General features: G+C 76.0%; 22 protein-coding genes and 1 pseudogene. 15 read left to right on the forward strand and 8 right to left on the reverse strand.

Annotation, left to right across the window (positions count from 1 at the left end; translation table 11 throughout):
* The first annotated feature begins 159 nt into the window (after window positions 1–159).
* The 3 genes and pseudogenes from ACWIZO_RS16240 (at window position 160) to ACWIZO_RS16250 (ending at window position 2225) form a co-directional block, all read left to right on the forward strand.
* Window positions 160–795 (forward strand): DUF4352 domain-containing protein, encoded by a 636-nt coding sequence (locus tag ACWIZO_RS16240; protein WP_448638683.1) that lies wholly within the window; start codon window positions 160–162, stop codon window positions 793–795.
* A 238-nt stretch (window positions 796–1033) separates the two neighbouring features.
* Window positions 1034–1456, forward strand: coding sequence for a serine hydrolase domain-containing protein (locus ACWIZO_RS16245; protein WP_448638684.1), 423 nt, complete (start codon window positions 1034–1036; stop codon window positions 1454–1456).
* Between the two features lie 118 nt (window positions 1457–1574).
* Window positions 1575–2225, forward strand: a pseudogene (locus ACWIZO_RS16250) (serine hydrolase domain-containing protein).
* 40 nt (window positions 2226–2265) lie between these two features.
* Here the strand turns inward: ACWIZO_RS16250 and ACWIZO_RS16255 are convergent.
* The 3 genes from ACWIZO_RS16255 to ACWIZO_RS16265 are packed head-to-tail and all read right to left on the reverse strand — an operon-like array spanning window position 2266 to window position 4941.
* The gene (locus ACWIZO_RS16255; RefSeq protein ID WP_448638685.1) at window positions 2266–3195 is read right to left on the reverse strand and encodes an MBL fold metallo-hydrolase; all 930 of its coding nucleotides are present in this window, start codon (window positions 3193–3195) and stop codon (window positions 2266–2268) included.
* Window positions 3196–3254: 59 nt separating this feature from the next.
* Window positions 3255–3782: a hypothetical protein gene (locus ACWIZO_RS16260; RefSeq protein ID WP_448638686.1), complete on the reverse strand. Its 528-nt coding sequence runs from the start codon at window positions 3780–3782 to the stop codon at window positions 3255–3257.
* A gap of 1 nt (window position 3783) precedes the next feature.
* Window positions 3784–4941, reverse strand: coding sequence for an RtcB family protein (locus ACWIZO_RS16265; RefSeq protein WP_448638687.1), 1158 nt, complete (start codon window positions 4939–4941; stop codon window positions 3784–3786).
* A gap of 178 nt (window positions 4942–5119) precedes the next feature.
* Here ACWIZO_RS16265 and ACWIZO_RS16270 point away from each other — a divergent pair, with 178 nt between their 5' ends.
* Complete coding sequence (locus tag ACWIZO_RS16270) at window positions 5120–6088, forward strand: TIGR03557 family F420-dependent LLM class oxidoreductase (RefSeq protein WP_448638688.1); 969 nt, start codon at window positions 5120–5122, stop codon at window positions 6086–6088.
* Window positions 6089–6158: 70 nt separating this feature from the next.
* Entirely contained in the window at window positions 6159–6515 is a 357-nt protein-coding gene (locus ACWIZO_RS16275; RefSeq protein ID WP_448638689.1) for a cupin domain-containing protein, read from the forward strand.
* Window positions 6516–6535: 20 nt separating this feature from the next.
* Here ACWIZO_RS16275 and ACWIZO_RS16280 read toward each other — a convergent pair whose 3' ends face one another.
* A complete protein-coding gene (locus tag ACWIZO_RS16280) occupies window positions 6536–6928 on the reverse strand; it encodes an ATP-binding protein (protein ID WP_448638690.1) in 393 nt (130 codons plus the stop codon).
* Between the two features lie 98 nt (window positions 6929–7026).
* Between ACWIZO_RS16280 and ACWIZO_RS16285 the strand changes: the two genes are divergently transcribed.
* Both ACWIZO_RS16285 and ACWIZO_RS16290 read left to right on the forward strand, forming a co-directional pair.
* The gene (locus tag ACWIZO_RS16285) at window positions 7027–7377 is read left to right on the forward strand and encodes an STAS domain-containing protein (protein WP_448638691.1); all 351 of its coding nucleotides are present in this window, start codon (window positions 7027–7029) and stop codon (window positions 7375–7377) included.
* Window positions 7378–7387: 10 nt separating this feature from the next.
* Window positions 7388–9700 (forward strand): SpoIIE family protein phosphatase, encoded by a 2313-nt coding sequence (locus ACWIZO_RS16290; RefSeq protein WP_448638692.1) that lies wholly within the window; start codon window positions 7388–7390, stop codon window positions 9698–9700.
* A 3-nt stretch (window positions 9701–9703) separates the two neighbouring features.
* On the opposite strand, the gene ilvA is transcribed toward ACWIZO_RS16290, so the two are convergent.
* Together ilvA and ACWIZO_RS16300 are read right to left on the reverse strand one after the other, a co-directional pair.
* Complete coding sequence (gene ilvA, locus ACWIZO_RS16295) at window positions 9704–11005, reverse strand: threonine ammonia-lyase IlvA (protein WP_448638693.1); 1302 nt, start codon at window positions 11003–11005, stop codon at window positions 9704–9706.
* 182 nt (window positions 11006–11187) lie between these two features.
* Window positions 11188–17433, reverse strand: coding sequence for a DUF3320 domain-containing protein (locus tag ACWIZO_RS16300; protein ID WP_448638694.1), 6246 nt, complete (start codon window positions 17431–17433; stop codon window positions 11188–11190).
* Between the two features lie 359 nt (window positions 17434–17792).
* On the opposite strand from ACWIZO_RS16300, the gene ACWIZO_RS16305 reads away from it, so the two are divergent.
* The 7 genes from ACWIZO_RS16305 (at window position 17793) to ACWIZO_RS16335 (ending at window position 21566) form a co-directional block, all read left to right on the forward strand.
* Entirely contained in the window at window positions 17793–18257 is a 465-nt protein-coding gene (locus ACWIZO_RS16305) for an NUDIX domain-containing protein (RefSeq protein WP_448638695.1), read from the forward strand.
* A 129-nt stretch (window positions 18258–18386) separates the two neighbouring features.
* A complete protein-coding gene (locus ACWIZO_RS16310; protein ID WP_448638696.1) occupies window positions 18387–18524 on the forward strand; it encodes a hypothetical protein in 138 nt (45 codons plus the stop codon).
* Window positions 18525–18671: 147 nt separating this feature from the next.
* Complete coding sequence (locus ACWIZO_RS16315) at window positions 18672–18812, forward strand: hypothetical protein (protein WP_448638697.1); 141 nt, start codon at window positions 18672–18674, stop codon at window positions 18810–18812.
* A gap of 170 nt (window positions 18813–18982) precedes the next feature.
* Window positions 18983–19954 carry a ferritin-like domain-containing protein gene (locus tag ACWIZO_RS16320; RefSeq protein ID WP_448638698.1) on the forward strand — a complete coding sequence of 324 codons (972 nt, stop codon included), beginning with the start codon at window positions 18983–18985 and terminating at the stop codon, window positions 19952–19954.
* Window positions 19955–20070: 116 nt separating this feature from the next.
* Window positions 20071–20496 (forward strand): hypothetical protein, encoded by a 426-nt coding sequence (locus tag ACWIZO_RS16325; RefSeq protein WP_448638699.1) that lies wholly within the window; start codon window positions 20071–20073, stop codon window positions 20494–20496.
* Between the two features lie 125 nt (window positions 20497–20621).
* Window positions 20622–20861, forward strand: coding sequence for a hypothetical protein (locus ACWIZO_RS16330; protein ID WP_448638700.1), 240 nt, complete (start codon window positions 20622–20624; stop codon window positions 20859–20861).
* Window positions 20862–20981: 120 nt separating this feature from the next.
* Window positions 20982–21566, forward strand: a complete 585-nt coding sequence (locus ACWIZO_RS16335; RefSeq protein WP_448638701.1) for an LppU/SCO3897 family protein — start codon at window positions 20982–20984, stop codon at window positions 21564–21566.
* A 63-nt stretch (window positions 21567–21629) separates the two neighbouring features.
* Here the strand turns inward: ACWIZO_RS16335 and ACWIZO_RS16340 are convergent, their stop codons facing one another.
* Together ACWIZO_RS16340 and ACWIZO_RS16345 are read right to left on the reverse strand one after the other, a co-directional pair.
* On the reverse strand, window positions 21630–22013 hold the full coding sequence (locus ACWIZO_RS16340) for a PaaI family thioesterase (RefSeq protein ID WP_448638702.1): 384 nt from the start codon (window positions 22011–22013) through the stop codon (window positions 21630–21632).
* Window positions 22014–22096: 83 nt separating this feature from the next.
* Window positions 22097–22561 (reverse strand): GNAT family N-acetyltransferase, encoded by a 465-nt coding sequence (locus tag ACWIZO_RS16345; RefSeq protein ID WP_448638703.1) that lies wholly within the window; start codon window positions 22559–22561, stop codon window positions 22097–22099.
* A gap of 109 nt (window positions 22562–22670) precedes the next feature.
* Here ACWIZO_RS16345 and ACWIZO_RS16350 point away from each other — a divergent pair, with 109 nt between their 5' ends.
* Window positions 22671–23693, forward strand: a complete 1023-nt coding sequence (locus ACWIZO_RS16350; RefSeq protein ID WP_448638704.1) for an iron ABC transporter substrate-binding protein — start codon at window positions 22671–22673, stop codon at window positions 23691–23693.
* Window positions 23694–23699 lie beyond the last annotated feature (6 nt).

Genomic DNA, 23699 nt, shown 5'->3' on the forward strand with positions numbered 1-23699 from the left:
GACTGGTGTGTCGCCAGTGCGAGTTGGGGACGACTCGGTCTCGGTACATCCGGGATCAGAGACACAGGCGTGTCACGGTTCCTGCGTTCGCTCCCGACGCGGCGCCGTCACACAGCGCACGGCCACCTCCGCCGTCTGGGCCTCACACCAGGGAATGCCATGACCCAGCCGACCTACAGCCCGCCGCCGCCCGCCGCTCCGGCGCCCGAGCCCGCGAAGAAGCCCTTCTACAAGAAGGCATGGTTCCTCGTCCTCGCCGCGATCGTCGTCATCGCGGCCTTCGCATCACAGAAGGGCGGCGCCAGCACCAGTGATGCGGCATCGGGTGACTCGGCTGCCGGTGAGTCGGCGGCCCAAGGGCCGACCGACGCGGTGGAGCAGGAGTCGACCGACTCGGCGACCGTCGGTATCGGTCAGCCGGCCGCCGATGGGGACTTCCAGTACGTCGTCAACGGCGTCGACTGCAGCCAGACCCAGATCGGCGACCAGTACTTCAACACGACCGCGCAGGGCCAGTTCTGCCTCGTCGACCTGACGATCACCAACATCGGCAGTGAGTCGCAGAGCTTCCTCGGCGACAACGCGACCCTGTTCAACGCCCAGGGGCAGGAGTTCAGCGCCGACACCGAGGCCGCGATCTACCTCGAGAACGCCGACTCGCTGTACGAGGACATCAATCCCGGTAACACCCTCAACACCAAGGTCGTCTTCGACGTCCCGGCCGGCATGGTCCCCAGCTCCATCGAGCTGCACGACTCGATGCTGTCCGGCGGTGTCACCGTCGCCCTGCAGTAACCCGATTGACCGCAGGGGGTCTCGCCACGTCGGCGAGGCCCCCTGTCTCGTCTCATGGTGGCCGCCGGCGTCAGGAGCGCAGGCTGCAATCGACCTCGGGCGCTGAGAGGGATCCGTCCCATCCGAACACCCGGTCCCGCCGGCGTCCGGACACGGCGCCGTTGCGCCACCCCTGGTCACGCGCCAGCCTGACGCCGGGGCCACCGCAGAGTCGCGGCGGACCAGCCGAGGAGGGGGCATGAGCAGGGACATCGACGGCAGCCGGATCGACGCGGTGCTCGCCGACGCGGTGCTCGCCGACGCGGTGCAGAGCGGAGCGGTGCCGCACGTCGCCGCGATCGCCGCCGACCGGGACGGCGTCCTCTACGAGGGCGGCGCGGGGGTGCGGGTCGCCGGGGAGTCCGACGACCCCGTGGGCACCGGCACCCAGTTCCGGATCATGTCCATGACGAAGATGGCCACCACCACCGCCGCCCTACAGCTGGTCGAGCGCGGCGACCTCGACCTCGCCGCGCCGGTCGAGGAGTACCGCCCCGAGTTCGCCGCCGTCCAGGTGCTCGAGGGCTGGGACGGCGACACCCCGCGGCTGGTCCCGCCGGTCAGCCGGGCGACCGTCCACCAGCTGGTCACCCACACCACCGGCCTGGGCTACTGGTTCTAGAGCGCCGACCTGCTCCGGTACGAGACGGTGACCGGCGTCCCCAACGTCGTCCCGGGCTCGGCCGAGGCGTTCAAGGCGCCGATGGTGGCCCACCCCGGGCACCCGGTTCGTCCACGGCATCAACACCGACTGGCTCGGCAGGGTCGTCGAGGCCGTCGCCGGCACCACGCTCGACGAGGTCGTGCGGACGGGGATCACCGAGCCGCTCGGGATGGCCGACACGATGTTCCGGCCCGACGAGAGCCGGAAGGCCGACTGCGTCGCCATCCAGACCCGCGGCGAGGACGGCCGTTGAACCGCCGTCCCCGAGATCCTCAACCAGGAACCCGACTGGTGGGCCGGCGGACACGGCCTGTACTCGACGCCGCGCGACTACACCCGCTTCGCGCGGGCGCTGCTGCGCGGCGGCGAGCTCGACGGCGAGCGCATCCTGTCCGAGGAGACGGTCGACCGGGCCTTCACCAACCAGATCGGCGACCTGGGGTTCCCCGCCGAGATCCCCACCGTCGACCCGCCGATCACCGACGGCCTGCGGGTCGGGCCGGGCTGGACGTGGGGCCACGGGCTGCTGCTCAACACCGAGGACCAGCCGGGCCGCCGCCGGGCCGGCACCGGCGCATGGGCGGGCCTGTTCAACACCCACTTCTTCATCGACCGCACCACCGGCGTCTGCGCCTCGATCTACACCAACTCCCTGCCCTTCATCGAGCAGGACGGCGCCTGGCGGGTCTACGGCGAGTTCGAGGAGGCCCTCTACGCCGCGCTCTGAGCACGCGCGGGGGACGGCGCGCCGTCCCCCGCGCCTCGGCTCAGGCCCGGCAGCCGATGGGGCCGCCGTGGAACGCGACCATGTCCGGCCAGATGGCCGTCAGCGGCAGCCGCTCGCCCAGCGGCCGGCCGTCGAGCTCGGCGTACGCCCGGTGCAGGTTGCCCACCAGCCGCTCGGACTCCTGCCAGGCCGCGTAGGGGTTGTCCGCGTGCCGGCGCGCGGTCTCCAGCGGCGACCACCCGGCGGCGTGCCCCTCCCGCGCCGCCGCGTCGACGAAGGCCGCGTAGCCCGCGAGGTCGTCGAGCAGCCGGGTCACCTCCGCGCCGCGGCACACCGGGCCGTGGCCGGGCACCAGCACCTCCGGCTCCAGCGCCCGCAGCGCGGCCAGCGCCCGCGGGTACCCGGCGACGCTGCCCTCGGCCAGGAACGGCTGACCGCCGGCGAAGGCGATGTCGCCGGCGAACACGACCCCCTCGGCCGGCAGCCGGACGACGACGTCGCCGCGCGTGTGTGCCGGCCCGACGGCGTGCAGCCCGACCGCGCGCTCGCCCAGGTGCAGCGTCATCGCGCCGGTGAAGGTGACGTCGGGCGGCCGCACCTCCAGGTGCCCGTAGTCGGGACCGGTGAGCACCTGAGCGGCGATCAACCCGGCGGCGAGCTGGTCCTCCCGCGCGAGCGCGTGCCCGACGACCGGGGTGTCGGCCGGCGCCAGCCAGTTGCCGAAGGTGTGGTCGCCGTGGTGGTGGGTGTTCACCAGCGCGCGCAGCCGGCCCGGCGCGACCCCGCCCACCGCCGCGAACAGCGCCCGGTTGCGGGCCTCGGTCGAGGTGGTGTCGACCATGAGGCCCGCGCCGTCGTCGCCGACGACGACACCGGTGTTGTTGATCATCCAGCTGCCGTCGGGCTGCACGTAGGCGAAGACGCCCGGTGCCACCTGCTGGAGCGCCGCTGCCTCGATCGACGTCGTCACCGGGCCACTGTCCTGCACCGCGGCCCCGACCGGAAGCGAGCCGGCATCCCCGTCATCGCTCAGGACACGGCGACGCCCGAGGATGCATCACCCTCGGCGGACGACTGTCCGTCGACACACAGGAAGGTGGCGGGTGCTTCGCTCGTTCTGAGCGACGTGCGTGTGGCTGCTTTGAGAGCCATCTCGGCGCGTTCAGCCAGAAGACGGTCGGCTGCATCGAACGCCAGCCAGCGTCCGTCCATGCCACGTCTGACGACGGACCGCTCCTGCCAGTACGTCAAGGCGATGTCCGCTTCTGCAGCCTTGATGTACAGCCAAGGTCGGATGCCCTGGAGCACCCGGATGCCGCTGGAAGCGCTCGCCTGCCAGTTCCAGGCCTGGTTGGCGTAGCGCCTGTTCATGACCGTCAGCGAGCCGCCCCATCGGGCCTGGCGGCGTTCGAGGAGGTCTGTTGACCTCGGTGTGGCTCGTTGCGTCACCTGGACGCGCAGCGTGCGACCGGGACGCAGCTTGTTGCCGTTGCCGTAGATCCCGATGCTTCCCTCGCCGTCGAAGAAACCTGCGAAGTACGGCAGGAAAGCGTCCACTTCAGTCGCCTTTCACATTGACTACTTGCCGGAGTCGGTGCTTCACCTCCACTAGATCAGCAGCGTCTGACATCACAACGTCAATGCTCTTGTAGGCATCGGGGTGCTCGTCGAGGAAGGCGTCCGAGCGGCCCCACGCGATGCCCCTCATCCGCCGGTCGAGGTCGGCGCGGGTGAACATCCGCCGCGCGGCGCCGCGCGAGTGGTTGCGGCCGGCACCGTGCGGGGCCGACATCAGCGCCTCGGCGTTGCCCTTGCCGACGACGACGTAGGACGCCGTGCCCATCGACCCGGGGATCAGCCCCCACTGGCCCTCCCGCGCGGAGATCGCCCCCTTGCGCGACAGCCACACCTCGGCGCCGTGGTGGGTCTCCCGCTCGGTGTAGTTGTGGTGGCACTGCACCACCTGCACCCGCCGGACCTCCTCGCTCAGGAAGCGCGACACCTGGTCGGCGACGCGGTCCATCATCTCCTCGCGGTTGAGCGCGGCGAACCGCTGCGCCCAGTGCAGCGCCTCGACGTAGGCGTCGAACTCCGCCGTCCCCTCCTCCAGCCAGGCGAGGTCGCGGTCGGGCAGGTCCGTCCCGCTGCAGCGCTCCTGGGCCACCCGGATGTGCTTGGACGCCAGCTTGTTGCCGACGCCGCGCGAGCCGGAGTGCAGGAAGAGCCACACCTGGTCGGCCTCGTCGAGGGAGATCTCGATGAAGTGGTTGCCCGACCCGAGCGAGCCCAGCTGCAGCGGCCAGTTGGGCGCGACGCCGTCGGCCTGGGCCGCCCCCGGCAGGTCCCGCAGCTCCGCGACCCGCGGCGCCGCCGTGTCCCGCACCTTCCTGTTGTGCCGCCCGGCCGACAGCGGGACGGACCGCGAGATCTGCTCGTGCAGCGTCGCCAGGTTGCGGCCGCGGACGTCGTCGCCGGTGAACTGGGTGCGCACGGCCATCATCCCGCAGCCGACGTCCACGCCGACCGCGGCCGGGATGATCGCGCGGTCGGTCGGGATCACCGAACCGACGGTCGCGCCCAGACCGAGGTGGGCGTCGGGCATGAGGGCCACGTACGGGTGGATGAACGGCATCGAGGCGGTGCGCTCGGCCTGGGCCCGGGTGGTCGGTTCGAGGATCGACGCCCAGGTGAGCAGCCGGTCGTTGATCTTCTCCATGGCTCGCTTCTCGTGACGCGGGTGGGGCCGGCGGATGGGCAGGGCCGGGGCGGTCGACGGGCCCCGCGCACCCGGTTACCCGGCCGGGACGCCGGCACCCCGGCGTGCCGTTTCCGTTCCGCGGACGCCGGGCAGGCCGGACGGCGACCGAGCGCACCCCACAGTGAGGACGACGACGATGCAGGTCGGACTGAAGCTCGCCACCGAGGCCTTCCCGCCGAAGGAGATCGTCCGGCAGACGGTCCGCGCCGAGCAGGCCGGCTTCGACTTCGTCGAGCTGAGCGACCACTTCCACCCGTGGCTCGACGTCCAGGGGCACAGCGGCTTCACCTGGTCGATGCTCGGCTCGATGGCGGCCAGCACCGAGCGCATCGGCCTGGCCACCGGCGTGACCTGCCCGATGATCCGGTACCACCCGGCGGTCATCGCCCAGGCCGCGGCCACCGTGCAGATCCTGTCGGACGACCGGTTCACCCTCGGCATCGGCGCCGGCGAGCGGCTCAACGAGCACGTCGTCGGCGAGGGCTGGCCGGCCGTGCGGACGCGGCACAAGATGCTCACCGAGGCGCTGGAGATCATCAAGCTGCTCTGGCAGGGCGGCTACCAGTCCTACGACGGGCAGTACCTCCAGCTCGAGGACGCCCGCGTCTTCGACCTCCCGGACCGGCTGCCGGTCATCGCCGTCGCCAGCGGCGGGCACAACGCCTCCGTGCTGGCCGCCGAGCACGGCGACGGGCTGTTCGCCACCGAGCCGCGCGCCGACCTGGTCCAGGCCTACCGCGACGCCGGCGGCAGCGGCCCGCGCTACGCCGAGGTGCCGATGGCGTGGGCGACCGACGAGGACACCGCCGCGCAGACCGCGCTGGAGACCAGCCGCTGGGCGGTCACCGGGTGGAAGGTCATGAGCGAGCTGCCCAACCCGGTGAACTTCGACGCCGCCAGCGCGACGGTCACCCTCGACGACATCAAGCAGCAGTTCTCCTGCGGCCCGGACGTCGACGAGCACGTGCAGCAGGTGCAGCCCTACGTCGACGCCGGCTTCGACCACCTCGTGCTGCAGAACGCCGGCCCCGACCCCGACGGCTTCATCGACGCCTGCGCCGGCGGGCTGATCGACCGGGTGCGCGCGCTCACGCCGTCGTCCTGACCGCCCGGGCCGGCGGGCTGCCCGCGGGAGGTGCGCTTGTCCGGCACCTCCCGCGGGTAGCCCGCCGTCCGTGAGCGGGACGAGTGAGAGCCGGGTCAGCAAGGTGGAGGCGGCGGCCGTGGCGGCCGGACGGATGGGGCAGCGGAAGCTGGCGGCGGGCTCCCGGGTCGCGATGCGCCTGTGGGCCGCGCAGCAGCCCAGCGAGGGCGAGCCCGAGCTGGCCCGGGAGTACGAGACGGTGGGCTACGCCGTCTCCGGGCGGGCCCGGCTGCGCGCGGAGGACCAGACGCTCGAGCTGGGACCGGGTGACTCCTGGGTCGTGCCGGCGGGGGTGAGCCACACCTACGAGATCCTCGAGGCGTTCACCGCGGTCGAGGCCACCTCCCCGCCTGCGCAGGAGGCCGACCGGGACGCCCCGCCGTCCTGAGCCCGCGGCGGGGTCGGGCGTCAGCGGCGGTCGAGCAGCCGCAGCGGCGGGCGGGTGGACAGCCGCTTCTCCAGCACCACGCGGTGGCGGCCGTCGGCGTCCTGGCGGAAGTCGAGCCGGTCGACCAGCGCCTGCATGAGCGTCAGGCCCGCGCCGCCCTCGACCGGATCCCGGTCGGCGACGTCCTCGGGGTCGAAGCCGCTGCCGTCGTCGACGACGGTGATGCGGCAGACGTCGTCGCGGATGTCGACCGTCACCTCGTACTCGGCCTGCTCGCCGGCGTGCTCGACCACGTTCGCGCACGCCTCGGTGAGCGCCAGCGTGGTCTCCTCGACGACGGCCCGCTCCATCTGCAGGTGTTCCAGCGCCTGCCGGCACAGACCACGGATGAAGGGCACGCTGTCGACGTCCACCGGAAGACGTACGGTGAAGCCGATCTCCACCCCGGGCCCCTCTCCGCACCGTCCGGTTACGCTCCCTGGGTCCGTCACCGCACCGAGGGAGCCCGATCGTGCAGTTCGCCGTCGACCGCACAGCGGTGCACGGACGGCCGGCGCTGAGGGTACGCGGTGAGCTCGACGTCGCGACGGTGGCGCGGCTGGCCGAGTGCGTGGAGGTCGAGCTGTCCGCCTCGCCGCGCCGTCTGGTGGTCGACCTGACCGAGACGACGTTCCTGGACTCCTCCGGCGCCCGGCAGCTGGCCCGCACCGCCCGCCGGGCCGGCGAGACCGGTACGGCGCTGCAGGTCGTCTGCCCGCGGGAGAACACCCCGGTGCGCCTGGTCATCGACCTGCTCGAGCTCGACCGGGTCGTGCCGGTGGTGGAGCAGGCGGGCATCGCCGACGGAGAGGTCGGGTCGTAGGGTCGCGCCGGTGACGACGCCCGAGCCGCCGCCCGCCGCCGCGGACGCGGCCGCACCGGCACCGGCGGCACCGTCGCGCGCCGACGCCCCGTTCCTCGACCCGCGGGCCCTCGCCCGCTGCGCCGACGAGCCGATCGCCGTCCCCGGCGCGATCCAGCCGCACGGTGCGCTGCTGGCGGTCACCGAGCCTGGCCTCGCCGTCGTCGTCGCCTCGGCCAACGCCGCCGACGTCCTCGGTGCCGACGTCCTCGGTGCCGACGTCCTCGGTGCCGACGTCCTCGGTGCCGAGGTGGCCGACGCGACGCTGGCCGACCTGCTGACGCCCGCCGAGCTCGACCGGCTGCGCGAGGCGCTGGCCGGGGACGTCGCCGAGGCCGAGCCGCTGCGCGTGGCACCCGGGGGCCGCGACGTCGACCTGGTGCTCTCGCGCAGCGGCGACCTGCTGGTCACCGAGTGGGAGCCGCTCGCCGGCGCCGGGCAGGCCGGCGCGACCTGGCACCGCCGGCTGCCCACCGTCCTGCAGCGGCTCTCGGCGCCGACGACGCTCGAGGGGCTGACCGGGGTCCTGGCCCGCGAGGTGCGGGCGCTCACCGGCTTCGACCGGGTGATGGTCTACCGCTTCGACGCCGAGTGGAACGGCGAGGTGGTCGCCGAGGACCGCCGGGAGGACCTCGAGCCCTTCCTCGGCCTGCACTACCCGGCCAGCGACATCCCGGCCCAGGCCCGCGCGCTCTACGCCACCAACTGGCTGCGGCTCATCCCTGACGCCACCTACACCCCCGTGCCGCTACAGCCGCGGCTGGTGCCCGGGACCGGTGCGCCGCTGGACCTGTCGGGCGCGGCGCTGCGCAGCGTCTCGCCGGTGCACCTGGAGTACCTGGCCAACATGGGCGTCACCGCCTCGATGTCGGTGTCGCTCATCGACCGCGGCCGGCTGTGGGGCCTGGTCGCCTGCCACTCCTACAGCGGCCCGCACCGGCCCTCGCCCGCCGACCGCACCGCCGCGGAGTTCCTCGGCCGCACCGCCTCGCTGCTGCTGCACACCACCGTCGAGGCCGGCGCGCGCGACGAGGCGGTCGCGGTGGCCCGGCGCGAGGCCGAGCTGGCCGCCGCGGTCGGCCGCACGCCGCGGACGCCGGCCACCGCGCTGGTCGACGGCGCGGTCACCGTGCTCGACCTGCTGCCCGCCGCCGGCGCCGCCGTCCGCCTCGGCGGCCGGCTGCACCTGCTCGGGTCGACGCCCCCGCCCGAGCGGGTCGCCGCCGTCGTCCCCGCCGTGCTGCGCACCGGCGGGGCCACCGACCGGCTGACCCGCGACCTGCCCGGCTTCGCGGACCTGGCCGACGCCGCCAGCGGCGTGCTCGCCGTCGAGGTCGGCGGCGGACGCGGAGGTTTCCTCGCCTGGTTCCGGCCGGAGACGCCGCGCGAGGTCACCTGGGGCGGCGACCCGTACGCCTCGGAGCTCACGCGGGACGACGGCGGCCCGCGGCTGAGCCCGCGCCGCTCCTTCGCCCGCTGGACCGAGACCGTCCGCGGCACCGCCCGCCCGTGGCGCGAGCACGAGCGGGCCGCCGCCCGCGCGCTGGCCGGCCACCTGGGCGAGGCGGTGCTGGCGCGCGCCGGCGAGGACGACCGGCTCGCCACGGCGCTGCAGCGCACCCTGCTGCTCGAGGAGCTGCCGAAGGTCCCCGGCGTCGCGCTCGGCGCCCGGTACCGGCCCAGCCAGGAGGACGTCGTCGGCGGCGACTGGTACGACCTGGTGCCGCTGCCGTCGGGCCGGCTGGCGGTGGTGCTCGGCGACGTCGCCGGGCACGGGCTGTCCGCGGCGTCGGTGACCGCCCAGCTGCGGCACGCCCTGCGCGCCGCGCTGCTGCGCGACGAGGGCCCGGGCGCGGCGCTCACCGAGCTCAACCGGCTCATCGGCGCGCTGCTGCCCGAGGAGATGGCGACCGCCGTCGTCGTCCAGCTCGACCCGGCCACCGGCGAGGTGGCCCTGGCCAGCGCCGGGCACCTGCCGGCCGTGCACGCCGGCGACGGCGGGAGCCGGCTGGTCACCGACGGCCGCGGCCCGGCGCTGGGCCTGCTCGACGCCGCGGACTACCCGCAGGCCGGGCTGCGCCTGGACGCCGGCGACCGGCTGCTGCTCTACAGCGACGGCCTGGTCGAGCGCCGCGGCCGGGACCTCGCCGAGGGGCTGGAGGCGCTGCGCGCCGCGGTGGCCGCCGTCCCCGGGGCGCCGCAGGAGGTCGTGGACGGTGTGGTCGCCGCGCTCGACCCGCCCGGCACCGACGACGTCACCGTGGTCGGCCTCGCGCGGCTGTGATGCTCAGCCGGCGCCGCCGCGGACCAGGTAGCGGTAGGCCGGCGAGTCCGGGTCCAGGTGCTGGATGCGCAGCGGGCTGGCTTGCGTGCGCTCCAGCAGGCCCGGGAGGCTCCCGGCGCAGCCGAGCTCGATGCCGGTCAGCGCCGCGCCGGTCTCGCGGTTGTCCCGCTTGACGTACTCGAACAGCACGATGTCGTCCTCGGGGCCGAGGACGTCGTCGAGGAAGCGGCGCAGCGCCCCGGGCTCCTGCGGGAAGTCGACGAGGAAGTAGTGCTTGAGGCCCTGCTGCACCAGGGACCGCTCGATGACCTCGGCGTAGCGGCTGACGTCGTTGTTGCCGCCGGAGAGCAGGCAGACGACCGTCTGGCCCGGCTCGACCCGCACCGCGCCGCCGGTCAGCGCCGCGGCGGCCAGCGCCCCGGCGGGCTCGGCGATGACGCCGTCGACCTGGTAGAGCTCGAGCATCTCGGTGCAGACCTGGCCCTCGGGAACGGCGACCAGCTCGGCGCCGGAGTCGCGCACCAGCGGATAGGTGACCGCGCCGGCCCGGCGGACCGCGGCCCCGTCGACGAACGTGTCGATCGCCGGCAGCTCGACCGGCCGGCCCGCCGCCAGCGCCGCGGCCATGCTCGCCGCCCCGGCCGGCTCCACCCCGACCAGCCGGGTGCCCGGGCTGGCCTGCCGCAGCCAGGTGCCGCACCCGGCGAGCAGCCCGCCACCGCCCAGCGGGAGGACGACGACGTCGGGCGCGCGGCCCAGCTGCTCGAGGACCTCGACGGCGACGGTCGCCTGCCCGACCACCACCGGCCACGCGTCGAAGGCGGGCACCAGCGTGGCGCCGGTGCTGCGGGCCCGCGCGACGGCGGCCGCCGCGGCGTCGTCGTAGGTGTCGCCGGTGACCACCAGCTCGACCATCTCGCCGCCGAGCGCCTGGATGCGGGCGCGCTTCTGCCGCGGCGTCGTCCCGGGCACGAACACCGCGCCGCGGACGCCGAGTGCCCGGCAAGCGTACGCGACGCCCTGGCCGTGGTTGCCGGCGCTGGCGCAGACCACGCCGGCCTCGCGCGCCCCGGTGTCGAGCCGGCTGATCGTGTTGTAGGCGCCGCGCACCTTGTAGGACCGGCCGACCTGCAGGTCCTCGCGCTTGAGCCACACGTCGGCGCCGGTGAGGGTGCTCAGGCGCTCGTTGCGCTGCAGGGGTGTCCGCTCGGCGACGCCGGCCAGCCGGCCGACGGCGTCGCGCACGTCGGCGGGGAAGCTCTCGAGGTCGCGCAGCGCGGAGGGGCTCGCGGCGGTGCTGGTCACGGCGTCCATCCTCCCGCCGGCGCCGCCCGGGCCCCGGCAGGGTGTGCCCGGCCGGTCGTCGTGCTCTGCCCACACGTGTGGGCAGAGCTCGAAGGGGCGGGGCAGGGGTGTCCGGCCGGACCTCGTGCTCTGCCCACCGGTGTGGGCAGAGCACGAGGTCGCCGGCAGGAGACCCTCGTGGGTCAGGCAGTGACGCGGCCGTCGTCGTGCACGGTGAGCCGGCCGGCGGCGGTCAGCCGGTCGAGGGCCGCGGTGAGCAGCGGGGCGAGGGACGGGGTGCGGCGGCGGTAGCCGAACACCTCGGCGGTGCGCAGGAACAGCTCGTCGCGGGTCGGGACGGCGCCGGCGTCGGTCGCGGCCCGGCACAGCGCCGCCATCGCGTTGCCGACCTCCTCCGGCGCGACGTGCTCCAGCGGACGGGCGCTGCTGGCCGCCTGGCGGCGGAAGGCGGTCCACGAGGCGCGGTCGAGCGACTCGGGCCACACGAACTCCCCGTCGACGCTGGCCTCCGGCAGCAGCGCGAGCAGGGCGTCGCGGCGGGCCTCGCCGACCCGCGACAGGCCGAAGGCGCCGGCCGTGAGGCGGGTGAGCCGGTCGCGGTGCACCGGGCCCTCGGCCTTCACCCCGGCGAGCAGGACCCGCCGCACGAGTCGGGCGGTGCGCGCGTCGGCCAGCTGGTCGAGGGCCTTGCGGTCGCCGGCGGGCCGAGGTGCCCACGGGCGGAACGGCAGCTCGCCGTCGAGCCCGGGTTCGGCGAGGCGCGCCGCCGCCGGCCGCGGCGGCGCAGCGACCTCGGCGACCGCCCCCGCGAGTGCCGGGGCCGGCTCGTCCACGGCGGGCTGGGCGACCGGCTCCGTCCCCACCGGCTCCGTCCCCACCGGCTCCGTCCCCACCGGCTTCGTCTCCACCGGCTTCGTCTCCACCGGCTCCGTCTCCACCGGCTCCGTCTCCAGCGGCTCCGTCCGCACCGGCTCGGTGTGCACGGGTTCGGTGTCCACCGGTGCCGGCACCACGGTCAACGTCACCGGCCCGGGACCCGGCTCGGCGGAGGCGCCGGCGGGCAGCGCGGCGAGGGCGGCCGGCCCCACCGAGCGCAGCGCCCGCGGCGCGACGGGCGCGGCAGCGGGGACGTCGTCCGCGACCCCGACTGTCGGCACGCTCGCCAGCACCGGCGCCGGCACCGCCGCCACCGGGAACGCCATCGGGAACGCCACCGCCGGAACGGCGGGGAGGGCGGCGACCAGCCGGTCGAGCACCGCCTCGCGGTCGCGCAGCCACGCCGGCAGCCACACCCGCTCCACCGCCGGCCAGCCGAGCGGCCCGCCGAGCACCTCGACCGGCAGGCCGTCGCGGTCGCCGACCGTGGCCCGCCGCGCCCACGCGGGACCGTCGAGCAGCACGGCCATCAGCGGCGTGTCCGGTGCCGAGGGCCGGGCCACCGACAGGTCCACCCGGAAGCCGGAGAGCCCGACGTCGGTGCGCACGACGAGCCCGCGCGAGCGCAGCGCCGCCGCGACGTCCTCGCGGTGCCGGTCGGGCACCCCGGCCCGTCGGGCCCCGCGGGGCAGCGCGTCGGTGCCGGGCGCGGCCAGGTCGAGCCAGGCGCGCAGGTGCTTGACGCCCACCGACGAGGTCTGCTCGGCCCGCAGCGCCGCGGGGTCGAACGAGGAGAAGACGACGACCTGCCGCCGCGCCCGGGTGATGGCAACGTTCAGCCGGCGCTCGCCGCCGAGCCGGCTGAGCGGGCCGAGGTCCAGGGGCAGCACCCCGCGGTCGTCGGGGCTGAACGCGGTGGAGAACAGCACGACGTCGCGCTCGTCGCCCTGCACGTGCTCCAGGGTCTTGACGAACAGGCCCTCGCCGTCGGTGCGCTCCAGCGCCTCGACCAGCCGCTCGTCGCCGGCGTCGCGCAGCAGCGACTCGACGTAGGCCCGCTGCTGGGCGTCGACGGTCACGACGCCGATCGACGGGGCCGTGTCGGGGGAGGCGGCGAACCGGCGGCGGACCTCCGCGACGACGGCCTTGGCCTCCATCGGGTTGGTCCGCAGCAGCCACCCCGCCCCGGTGCGGTGGAAGGTGCCGTCGACCCGCACCAGGCTCAGCCCGCGGCCGTCGACGTCGGCCGAGGGCCGCCCGTGCGCCGGCGCGGGGAACGACGCCAGCCGGTCGTCGTAGTGGTGCGCGTTGCTGAACGCGATCAGCGACTCGTCCTGGCTGCGGTAGTGCCACGACAGCCGGTGCCGCGGCACCTGCGCCCGCACGCAGGCCGAGAGGATCGACTCCTCGTCCTCCACCACGGTGCCGAGCAGGTCGGCCAGGTCGTCGTCGCAGGCCGCGGCCAGGTCGGCGGACGACGGCGGCAGCTGCCGGCTGTCGCCGACGACGACCGCGGCGCGGGCGCGGCCCAGCGCGCCCACGGCCTCGGCGACCCGGAGCTGCGAGGCCTCGTCGAACACGACCAGGTCGAACAGGCCGGCCCGCGCGGGGAGGAACCGCGCCACCGCGTCCGGACTGGCCAGCACGCACGGCAGCACCGCGGTCACCGCGTCGCCGTGCTCGGCGAGCAGCGCGCGCACGCCCGAACCGGGCGAGCGGCCCAGCTCCCGCTGCAGCGCGCCGAGCCGGTCGTTCCCCGCGTCGGGCCGGCCGTCCCGGAGCCGGGCGGCCGCCACCGCCGCGGGCAGCGCCGTGGCCAGGTGCCGGCGGACCGCGCGCGAGGCGGCCGTGAAGCGGGCGACCGCCCGGTCGTGCGCCGCCGCGTCGAAGCCGTCCAGGCCGGTGGCGGCGCGCCGCTCGGCGGCCGCGGCGGCGGCGAGGCCCGCTTCGAACGCGCGGCCCGCGTCCTCGGCGGGCAGCCGGCCGCTGACCAGCGCCTGGCGGGCCTCGGTCAGGCCGGCGGCGCGCAGCGGCTCGAGGGTGTCGAGGAGCTCCGCCCACCGGCGCAGCGAGATCAGGCCGGGGTGGTCCAGGCCGCGCTCGGGGCGGGTCATCGCCCAGCGCAGCACCACGCCGTCGTCCCCGCACCAGGTGGCCAGCTCCGCGGAGCTGCTGCCGCACACCCGCAGCAGGGCCACGAGGGCCGTGCGCAGCCGGGTGACCGCCGCGGCGGCGGCCACGTCGGGACCGGGCCCGGAGACGACGTAGCGGCGCAGCGCGACGGCGAAGGTCCGCGCGCTGTCGACGACGGCGCCGGCCCGCTGCAGCCAGGCCACCTGGGGGTCGAGCAGCGTGGGCTCGGCCAGCGGGTTCCACCCGGCGGGCACCGACAGTCCCGGGATCACCGAGGCCCGGGCGACGAGGGCGCCGGCCGCCGTCTGCACCCGCCACAGCGCGGCGGTCAGCTCCGCGACGTCGCGCAGCCGCACCGCCGCACCGGGCCGCAGCACCGGCGCCAGCCGGTCGCGCACCGTGCGCAGCCCCTGCCGCCGGGTCCACCAGCGGGCGGCCTGCGCGGTCTGGGCGGCGACGTAGAGGTCGGCCAGCGGCAGCTCGAGCGCCTCGGGGGTGGCCAGCTCCAGGCCGGGGTGGACGGTGGCGGCGAAGGCGGCCACGTCGCCGAGCACCGTCTCCGTCGCCGTCCGCCAGCGCTCCGTGGGCACCTCGTCGAGCACGTCGAGGCCGATGTCGGGACCGGCCAGCAGGTGGGCGAGCACCCCGAGGTCCTCGGGGGAGCGCACCTCGCGCAGCGCCCGGCCCAGGTGCTCCTCGGCCGGCAGGGCGCGGATGGCGTCGTCGACCTCGGCGGCGGCCCGGTGCGCGGCCGTGAGGTCGACCCGCGCGGTGTCGACGAAGGCCCACGGGTGCCGCGCCGAGGGACGGGCCAGGTCGGCGACGTCGGGCAGCAGCGCCAGTGCCCGGCGCACCGCGGTCAGCGTCGCGGCCGGGGCGGTGGCCGCGAACGCCGGCGGCAGGGGCAGCGGGCGGACGTCGTCGCCGACCGCCAGCTGCGCCGTCCGCGCGGAGTGGAACGACAGCCCGGCGGCGTTGGGTGCGTGCAGCCGGTCGGCGTAGCGGGCGAGCGTGCGGCGGGCCGCGCGCAGGTCGTCGCGGTCGGCGGCCAGGCCCTGCTCGTCGACGGCGACCGCGCAGTCCAGCGCCGCGCGGACGCGGGCGCGCAGGTCCGCGGCGCGCGCTCCCCGGTCGTGCAGGTCGAGGGTGAACGGGCCCATGCCGACCGCCTCGAGCCGCCGGGCGACGGCGTCGAGAGCGGCTCGCTTGCCGGAGACGAAGAGCACTCGCCGGCCGTCGGCGGCCGCACGGGCGAGCAGGTTGGCGACGGTTTGCGACTTGCCGGTGCCCGGCGCGCCCTCGAGCACGACGGTGCGCCCGGCGAGGCCCTCGGCGACGGCGCGCAGCTGCCCCGCGTCGGCCGGCAGCGGGCAGGCGGCGGCCAGGTCGTCGAGGTCCGGCGCTCCGGCACCGGCCGGTACCGGGTCGACGAAGGCCTCGCCCGGGGCGTGCAGGAGGTGGGACACCAGCGGGTTGGCGGCGTACTCCGCCCAGTGCTCGTCGAGGTCGCGCTCCAGCCGATACCGGGCGGAGGGCAGGACGGCGAGGTCGGCGGTCGCCTCGACGCGGAAGGGCAGCCCGGCGTCGGCCAGCGCCTGGCGGACGCCGGTCAGCGCGCCGTCGACGTCGACGCCCTCCGGTCCGTCCTGACCGGCCAGGTCGGGCACCTTCAGGCCGTGCACGCGGCGCAGCTCCTCCAGCAGGCACCGGTTGGGGCCGGCGCTGCCGGTCCCGTCGACAGCGAGCCGGTAGCCGGCGCGGCCGGCGGGGGAGAGGACCACCGGCAGCAGCACCAGCGGGGAGCGCACCGGCCGGCCGTCGAGCTCCCAGGCCAGGCTGCCGAGGGCGACGTACAGGTCGTTGGCGCCGGTCTCCTCGTGCACGGTCCGCGCGCGGTGCGCCAGCGCGCGCAGGCGCGGCAGGTAGCCGCCCTCGGTGACGTCGGCGTGCACCGCCCGCTGCTCGTGCAGCAGGTCCCCGAGCCGCCCGACCGGCAGCTCGCGCGCCGAGCGCAGGCCCTGCTCGGAGTGCTCCGCCGCGAGCCGGTCGGCCGGGAGCAGGGACACCGGGGTGCCGCCGGTGAGCAGGTCGGCCAGCGTGGCCAGGTAGGCGCCGGGGACGGTCAGGGGCAGGCCGGCACCCTCGGAGGAGTCGAGGAGCCGGTCGCGCGTGCCGGTGCCGAGCAGGGCGGTCCGCCACTCCTGCACGCGCGGGGGCACGCCGGGGCGGCTGCCGGTGCCCGGGGCGGCGTGCCGGCCGGGGGACCGCGCGGCCGGGTCGGAGTCGGCCGGGCGGTACTCGACCACCTGCACCGCGCCGGTGGCGCCGCGGGTGCGGGCCGGCAGCGGCAGGATGCCGTCGCGGCGGGCCCGCGCGACGTCGGTGACGCCCAGCACCCGGTCCGGCGGGCCGGCGAGCCAGGCGTCGTGCGCGGCCCGGTGCAACCGCTCGACCGTGGGCTCCGCGGTCGGCTCGGCAGGGGGCTCGGCACCGGGCCCGGCGTCGGCGTGGCCGGTCAGCAGGGTCGTCTCCACCAGGCCCACCAGGCCGCGGTCGACCAGGTCGACCAGCGGCGTGACGTCGGTGGTGGCGGCGCTCGGCGTGCTGCGCTCCTCGCGCCAGTAGCCGAGGAACGCCGAACTGTCGGCCAGGAACAGCAGCGGGCGGACACCGGCCGCCTCCAGCGCGGCGGCCACGACCACGGTGGTGTCCAGGCTCGTACCGGCCCGCCCCTCGAGGACGTCGCCGGGCGTGCGCACCTCCTGGGCCCGCGCGGTCCAGCCGGCCGGGAGCCCGACGCGCCGGATCCCGCGGGCGCGGACGGCGGCGGCGACCGCGGCGACGATCTGGTCGATCCGCTCCGGACCGGCGGAGGACCCCTGCACCGAGGCGTCGGCGGTGCGCTGGTCGAGCAGCGCGGCCGCCTCGGTGAGCAGCGCGGTCACCGCCGGGTCGTGGGGGAGGACGTGCGCGGCGAGCAGCTCCAGCGCCAGCGGCAGGGGAGCGGCCGACCACTGGCCGGCCGCGAGCACCTGCACGGGGACGGCGGTGCCCCCGACGTCGACGCCGTCGGCGGTCACGTCGATCTCGATCGAGCCGGGCCGCTGCTCGCCGATGTGCCGCACGGCCGCCGGGTCGACCAGCAGGCCGACGTCGCTGAGGACCGTCGTCCGGCCGGCGTCGAGGTCGACGGTCAGCTCGAGGGGGCTGCCGATCGGCCCCTCGGTGTCGCGCACGCCCAGCCGCACGGTGGCGTCGTGCAGCGCGCCGCCGTGGGTGGTGAGGGCCAGCCGGGACACCACCGGCACGCGGGTGTGCGCGAGGGCGGAGGACAGCACCGGCGTGGTCGTCGCGGCGATCGACACGGCCACCCGGGCAGCCCCGTCGTGCGGATGCGACGGGGTGCCCGTGGTGCCCATGGCGTCCTGTCTACCGGTCCGGACGGACCGGTCCGGTCTTCGCCGACCGCGTCTGGGACGGGTGTGACGGGAGCGTCGAGACGTTGCCCGGCGGCGCCCGGCGGCTGCCGATGACGACCGCCCGCGGGGCCCTTCCGTCACCGCCGACTGCTGTCCCGGCGGCCCCGACGGCGACCACCCCGCTGCCGACGACCCCGATCGCGCCGTCGGCCGCCCCCGATCCCCCGGCACCGGTCCCACCGGCACCGCCCGCCGAGGTGTGCGACGCACCCGGTCGCAGCGAGCACGCCAGAGGGAACGGGACCCCGGACTGCGGTTGACCGGCGCGCCTCCTCCCGGAGGCGTGCCAGGCTGGGCCGGTGCCGAGGCGGAGCGCGGGGGTCCTGCTGTACCGGCGGGAGCCCGACGGCACCGTCGCGGTCCTGCTCGGGCACATGGGCGGCCCGTTCTGGGCGAGGAAGGACGACGGCGCCTGGTCGATCCCCAAGGGGGAGTACGCCGACGGCGAGGACCCGCTCGTCGCCGCCCGCCGCGAGTTCGCCGAGGAGCTCGGCAGCCCCGTGCCGGCGGCCGGGCTCGTCCCGCTCGGCGACCTGCGGGCCGGCGGCAAGGTGCTCACCGTGTGGGCCGCCGAGGGGGACCTCGACGCCACGGCGATCCGCAGCAACACCTTCCCGCTCGAGTGGCCGCCCCGGTCCGGGCGCGTGCAGGAGTTCCCCGAGGTCGACCGCGCCGCCTGGTTCGGCGTCGAGGAGGCGCGCACCAAGCTGGTCACGGGCCAGCGGCCCTACCTGCAGCGGTTGCTCGACCTGACCGCCGGCTGACGACGGACCACCTCCGGGGGAACGGCGTCGGTCGATCGCGTGACGTCTGCGCCGCGCGGCTGTGCCGGGCCTGCCGGACGGCGCCGCGTGCTGCCACCCTCGGCGCCTCCCGACCCACCGGAGGTCCCCGTGAACCCCGATCCCCACCGTCCCGGCGAACCCGACCGTCCCTCCGCCTGCACCCGCACCGCCCGCCCGGTGGTGACCGCGGTGGTGCGCCGCCGCCCGCGCTGGACGCCCGCCGCGGACGTCCAGCCGTCCTCCTGACCCGGCCGCCGGCACGGGGGAGAGTCGCCCAGGTGACGGATCGCTGACGACTCGTCCCACCCGTCACACGGGACGTGCTCCTGTCGGCTGCGGGTGGCAGGTTCTCCCTCCCGAGTCCCGTCGGACTCCTGAGCGAGGAGATCCCCCGTGCCGTGTGTCACCTGCGCCGCCGAGACCACCCCCGGCCCGGTCTGCGCCCGCTGTGCCGCCCTGGCGCAGCTGACCCAGCCGGTACTGCGGCTGCAGACCCGCCGCCGCCCGCCGGTGCCGACGACGCCGGCCCGCTGACCCTCGCCGGCCGCGCCGTCCCTGCGGGACGGCGCGGCCGGCACCGACCCAGCGACACGGCGTGACCGAGCTCACCGCTAGCAATGCGCTTGCAGGAGTTAGCGGCGCGGGGGAGCGGGGCATGACCGATGACGTCAGGTCATCCCCGATCGTTGGAGTCCCCCCCCGTCATGACCGACAACACCAAGATCGTCAACCAGCTCCGCGCGCTCGTCCTCCTCAGCCAGACCGAGGAGCAGGTCGCCCGCACCCGCGTGTCGCAGGCCCGCACGGACGCCGTCCGCCGCGAGCTCAACCAGAACGCCGACCACGCCGCGGAGCGCACCCGCGCCATCACCGAGCAGCTGCGCGCCCTCGGTGGCGTGCCCGACGTCGTCACCCCGGCCATCGGCCGGCTGTCGTCGGTGCTCAAGGCCACCTTCGAGCAGGCCGAGCCGCTCGAGGAGGCCCTGCTGCAGGACCTGCAGCTCGAGCACCAGCTGCACGACCGCGCCACCTACGTCAAGGTGCTCGCCGAGAAGAACGAGCTGCCCCGCGTCCGCGCCCTGGCCGAGCGACTCGTCACCGCCCACAAGGCGACGATCGAGTGGCTGACCGTCGTGCTGGCCGAGGAGGCGCTCGGTGGCCCCGCCGCCCTGCAGCCGACCCCGTTCCAGCAGGTCGCCGGCACCGCGGTCCGCGCTGCCAACCTCCCCTACCGCTTCGTCGCCAACCGCGTGAACGAGGCGCTCGACACCGCTCAGCAGCGTCGTGAGGCGGCGGAGGACCGGATCGGCCAGGCGGCCGAGCGGGCCAGCAGCTTCACCGACGCCGTCCGCGAGACCCTCACGGTCGGCCGCAGCGCCGCGCTGCGCCGGGCGGAGCGGATCGCCCGCCGCGAGGGCAACCGCGAGGCCGCCAACACGGCCAAGGCCGCCCGCGAGGAGCTCGGCGACGTCTCCGCCGACGAGCTGCCGGTCAAGGGCTTCGACTCGCTGTCGACCTCGGACGCCGCCAAGGCGGTCAAGGCGCTGCGCAAGCCGCACGACATCCGCGTGATCATCCGGTACGAGGAGACCCACAAGAACCGGTCGGGCGTCATCAGCGCCGCCCAGGTCGCCCTCGCCGAGGTCGCCAAAGAGGCCGTGGGCGTCGACAGCTGACGTCCGCCACTCTCCGGAGGGCCCGCACCCGTCTCGGGTGCGGGCCCTCCGCCGTTCGGGGAGACCTCCGTCGCAGCGGGCCCGCCGCCCCCGGCCGCTGCGGCACAGTGGGGTGCATGAGCATCACGCCCGAGGCCCTGGAACAGGAGTTCTCGCTGCAGACGGCCGCCACCCGACTGGACTTCCTCAGCCGGCGCGACAGCGGGGCCACGACCCTGAACACCGTCAGCGAGCCCGCGGCCGACGACTGGAGCACCCTGCTCGACGCCGGCACCTCCCTCGACGTGCCCGAGTCGCTGGAGCTGCTCGCGCTCGGTGAGGTCATCGCCCGCAAGGCCCACGACAGCCAGCTGGTCGGCTTCCGCGCCGCGCTGCGCGGCGGGGCCACCTGGGAGCAGATCGCCGCCGCGCTCGACGTTCCCCCGGCCGAGGCCTGGTCGGCCTTCCACGCGGCGATCGAGCGCCAGGAGCGCTCGGCCGCGCTCGGACCCGACGAGGCCGCCTCCGCCCGCGAGCTGGCCGGGGCGCGCCCCCGCACCTGAGCGAGCCCGCAGCGGCCCGGGCAGGCGTGAGACCGGTCCGGCTGGGCATGTGAGCAGGGAGCGCACCAGAGCCGACACCGCCGACGGGCGCCGACGACGCACCCATCGACGAGCAGGAGCCAGCCGTGTCCGAGGCCGACCGCACACCCGACCCGAGCGACCCGCGCCGCGGCATGACGCCGAAGCCGAAGCGCGGCCGGGCGCTGTTCTTCGGCACCTTCCTCGGCCTGATCGTCCTCGTGTTCCTGTTCATCACCCTGGTCGCCCAGTGCGGCACCGGTGACGACGACGAGGTCTACGAGAACGACCCGCAGGGCATCGCGCTGGTGGTCGACGACCCGGCTCCCTCGCCCACCGGGGTCTGACCGGCGACAACGGGTCGGCAACGGCCCGCGCGCGTCGCGCAGGACGGCTCACCGCGGCTGCCATGCTCCCGGCCGTTGACCGGCGCCCGCCCGGCGCCGGCCGGAGACCAGGAGCACGACATGACCCACCCGGGGCAGCCCGGCACCCCGCCGTCGCCGACCGGAGGCCCGCAGCCCGGGCCGCAGACGCCGCCGGGGCGGTCCGCCGCGTGGGGCCCCCAGCAGCCCGGCGCCCAGCTCTTCGGTGGCCCCCAGCCCGGCGCGCCGGCCGGCAGCTGGGGCCGGCTCAACCCCGGCATGCCGCCCGCTCCCGACCTGCAGCCCGGCGGGCAACCCGCCGTGCAGCCCGGCGCGGACGTGCCGCCGGCCGCCCCGGCCCGCAGGAGCCGGGGGGCCCGCCTCGGTGTGCTGATCGGTGCGGTCGTGATCGCGGGCGGGGTCGCGGCCGTCGACCTCGGCGGCGTCGGCGCCCCGGAGGTCGGCGACTGCGTGCAGCGGGTGGGGGTCTCGTTCGAGACGGTCGACTGCGGTGACGCCGACGCCGACGTCCGCATCGTCGGGGTCGTCGACGACGCGATGAGCGAGGACGAGTTCGACGACCCCACCGTCGACCCGTGCACCGACTTCCCCGAGGCCACCGCCGCCCTGTGGCAGCAGGACGTGGTGGGGACCGACGGCACCGTCTACTGCGCCGAGGGCGTCTGACCCCTCCGCCTCCCGTCACGAGCGCCCCACCGGTCCGGCCGGCGGGGCGCTCGCGCGTCGAGGTCAGCGGTCGAGCAGCGCGAACGTGGCGACGGCGTGCGCGACGGCCCGGCCGTCCTGCTCGACGTCGGCCTCGCAGATCGTGAGGTGCTCGCCGCGGGTGCGCACCCGGCCGCGCACCTCCAGCCGGCCGGGCCGGCCCGGCCGCAGGTAGGTGACGGTGAGCTGGCTGGTCGCCGGCACCTCGCCCTCGCCGGTGGTGCTGCGCACGGCCTGGCCCATGACCGTGTCGACCAGCGTCGCGACGACGCCGCCGTGCAGCGTCCCCGCGGGGTTGAGGTGCTCGTCGGCGGCCTCGAAGGTCAGCGTCGCGGAGCCGTCGTCGGACTCCCGCAGCGCCGCTCCGAGCCGTTCCGCGAAACCGCCTACGGGCGCGTCGTCTGCCATGGCGCGGCGGTACCCGGCGGCACGTCCGGGACACCCAGCTGGGGACGCCGGGTCGGCCGCGGGTCCGCGACCGCGGGCGCGGGTCAGGCCGGCTCGCGGCGCATCGGCACGTGCGGGATGCCGTCCTCGACGTAGCCGGGGCCGCTGCGCCGGAACCCGAACCGTCCGTACCAGTGCTCCAGGTGCGCCTGCGCGCCCAGCGTGACCGGGACGCCGTCGCACAGCCCGATGGCCGCCTCGACCAGCCCGGCGGCCAGACCGCGGCCGCGGGCGCTCGCGTCGGTGGCGACCCGGCCGATGGCGCGGGTGTCGCCGTCGTCGAGGACCCGCAGGGTGGCCAGCACCCGCCCGTCCTCCTCGACCCACAGGTGCACCGTCGCCGGCTCGGTGTCGCGCCCGTCGAGCTCCGGGTACGGGCACTGCTGCTCCACGACGAAGACGTCGACCCGCAGCCGGCAGAGCGCGTAGACCTCGAACGGGGTGAGCTCGGCGAAGCGGGCGCGGCGCGGCGCAGGGGCGGTCACTGAGGCGCTCACGGAGGCGGTCACGGGGGATTCGTACCCGACGGGGCGCGACGCCGGCCGCGCCGTCTGTTTAGGTGTGCCTACCCTGGGCCGTGCCCGCGTGCACACCCCCGACGACCGCTGGAGGACCTCCGTGACCAGGCCCGGCCGCGCGACCGCCGCCGCCCTCACCGCGCTCGCCCTCGCCGGTGGGCTGACCGCCTGCGGCGACGCCGGGGCTTCCGACGCCGAGACGCTCACCGTCTACAGCGCCCAGCACGAGAGCCTGGTGCGCACGATGGTCGAGGGCTTCACCGACGAGACCGGCATCGAGCTGGAGTTCCGCGACGGCAGCGACGCCGAGCTGGCCAACCAGGTGGTGCAGGAGGGTGACGCCTCCCCGGCCGACGTCTTCCTCACCGAGAACAGCCCCTCGATCGACGTGCTCGACCGCGAGGGCCTGCTCGCGCCGCTGGACCAGGCGACCCTCGACCAGGTCGGCCCGCAGTTCCGGCCCGCCTCGGGCACCTGGACCGGCTTCGCCGCGCGGTCGACGGTGCTGGTCTACAACCCCGCGCAGCTGCCCGAGGCGGAGCTGCCGGCCTCGATCCTGGACCTGGCCGACCCCGCCTGGCAGGGCCGCATCGGCATCGCGGCCGGCGGCGCGGACTTCCAGGCGATCGTCGCCGCCGTCCTGGCCCTCCGCGGCGAGGACGCCACCCGCGCCTGGCTGCAGGGCCTGGAGCGCAACGCGAACGTCTACCAGAGCAACACCGCGGTGATGGTCGCCGCCGACGAGGGCGAGATCGACGCCGGGATCATGTACCACTACTACTGGTACCGCGACCAGGCCGAGAACGGCCTCAAGGGCGACGACGCGGCGCTGCACCTCTTCGGCAACGGCGACCCGGGCGCCTTCCTCAGCGTCTCCGGCGCCGGGGTGCTCGCCTCCTCCGACCAGCAGGACGCCGCCCAGCAGCTGGTCGCCTGGCTGACCGCCCCGGAGGCACAGCAGCGGCTGGCCGAGAGCTCGGCGCTGGAGTACGCGGTCGGCACCGGCGTCGCCTCCGCCGAGGCGCTGCCCCCGCTGGACACCCTCGGCGCCCCCGCCGTCGACCCCGGCTCGCTCGACCAGGACCGCGTCACCGAGCTGATGCAGGAGGTGGGTCTGCTCTGAGCACCC

Source organism: Geodermatophilus sp. URMC 63, from assembly GCF_053502565.1.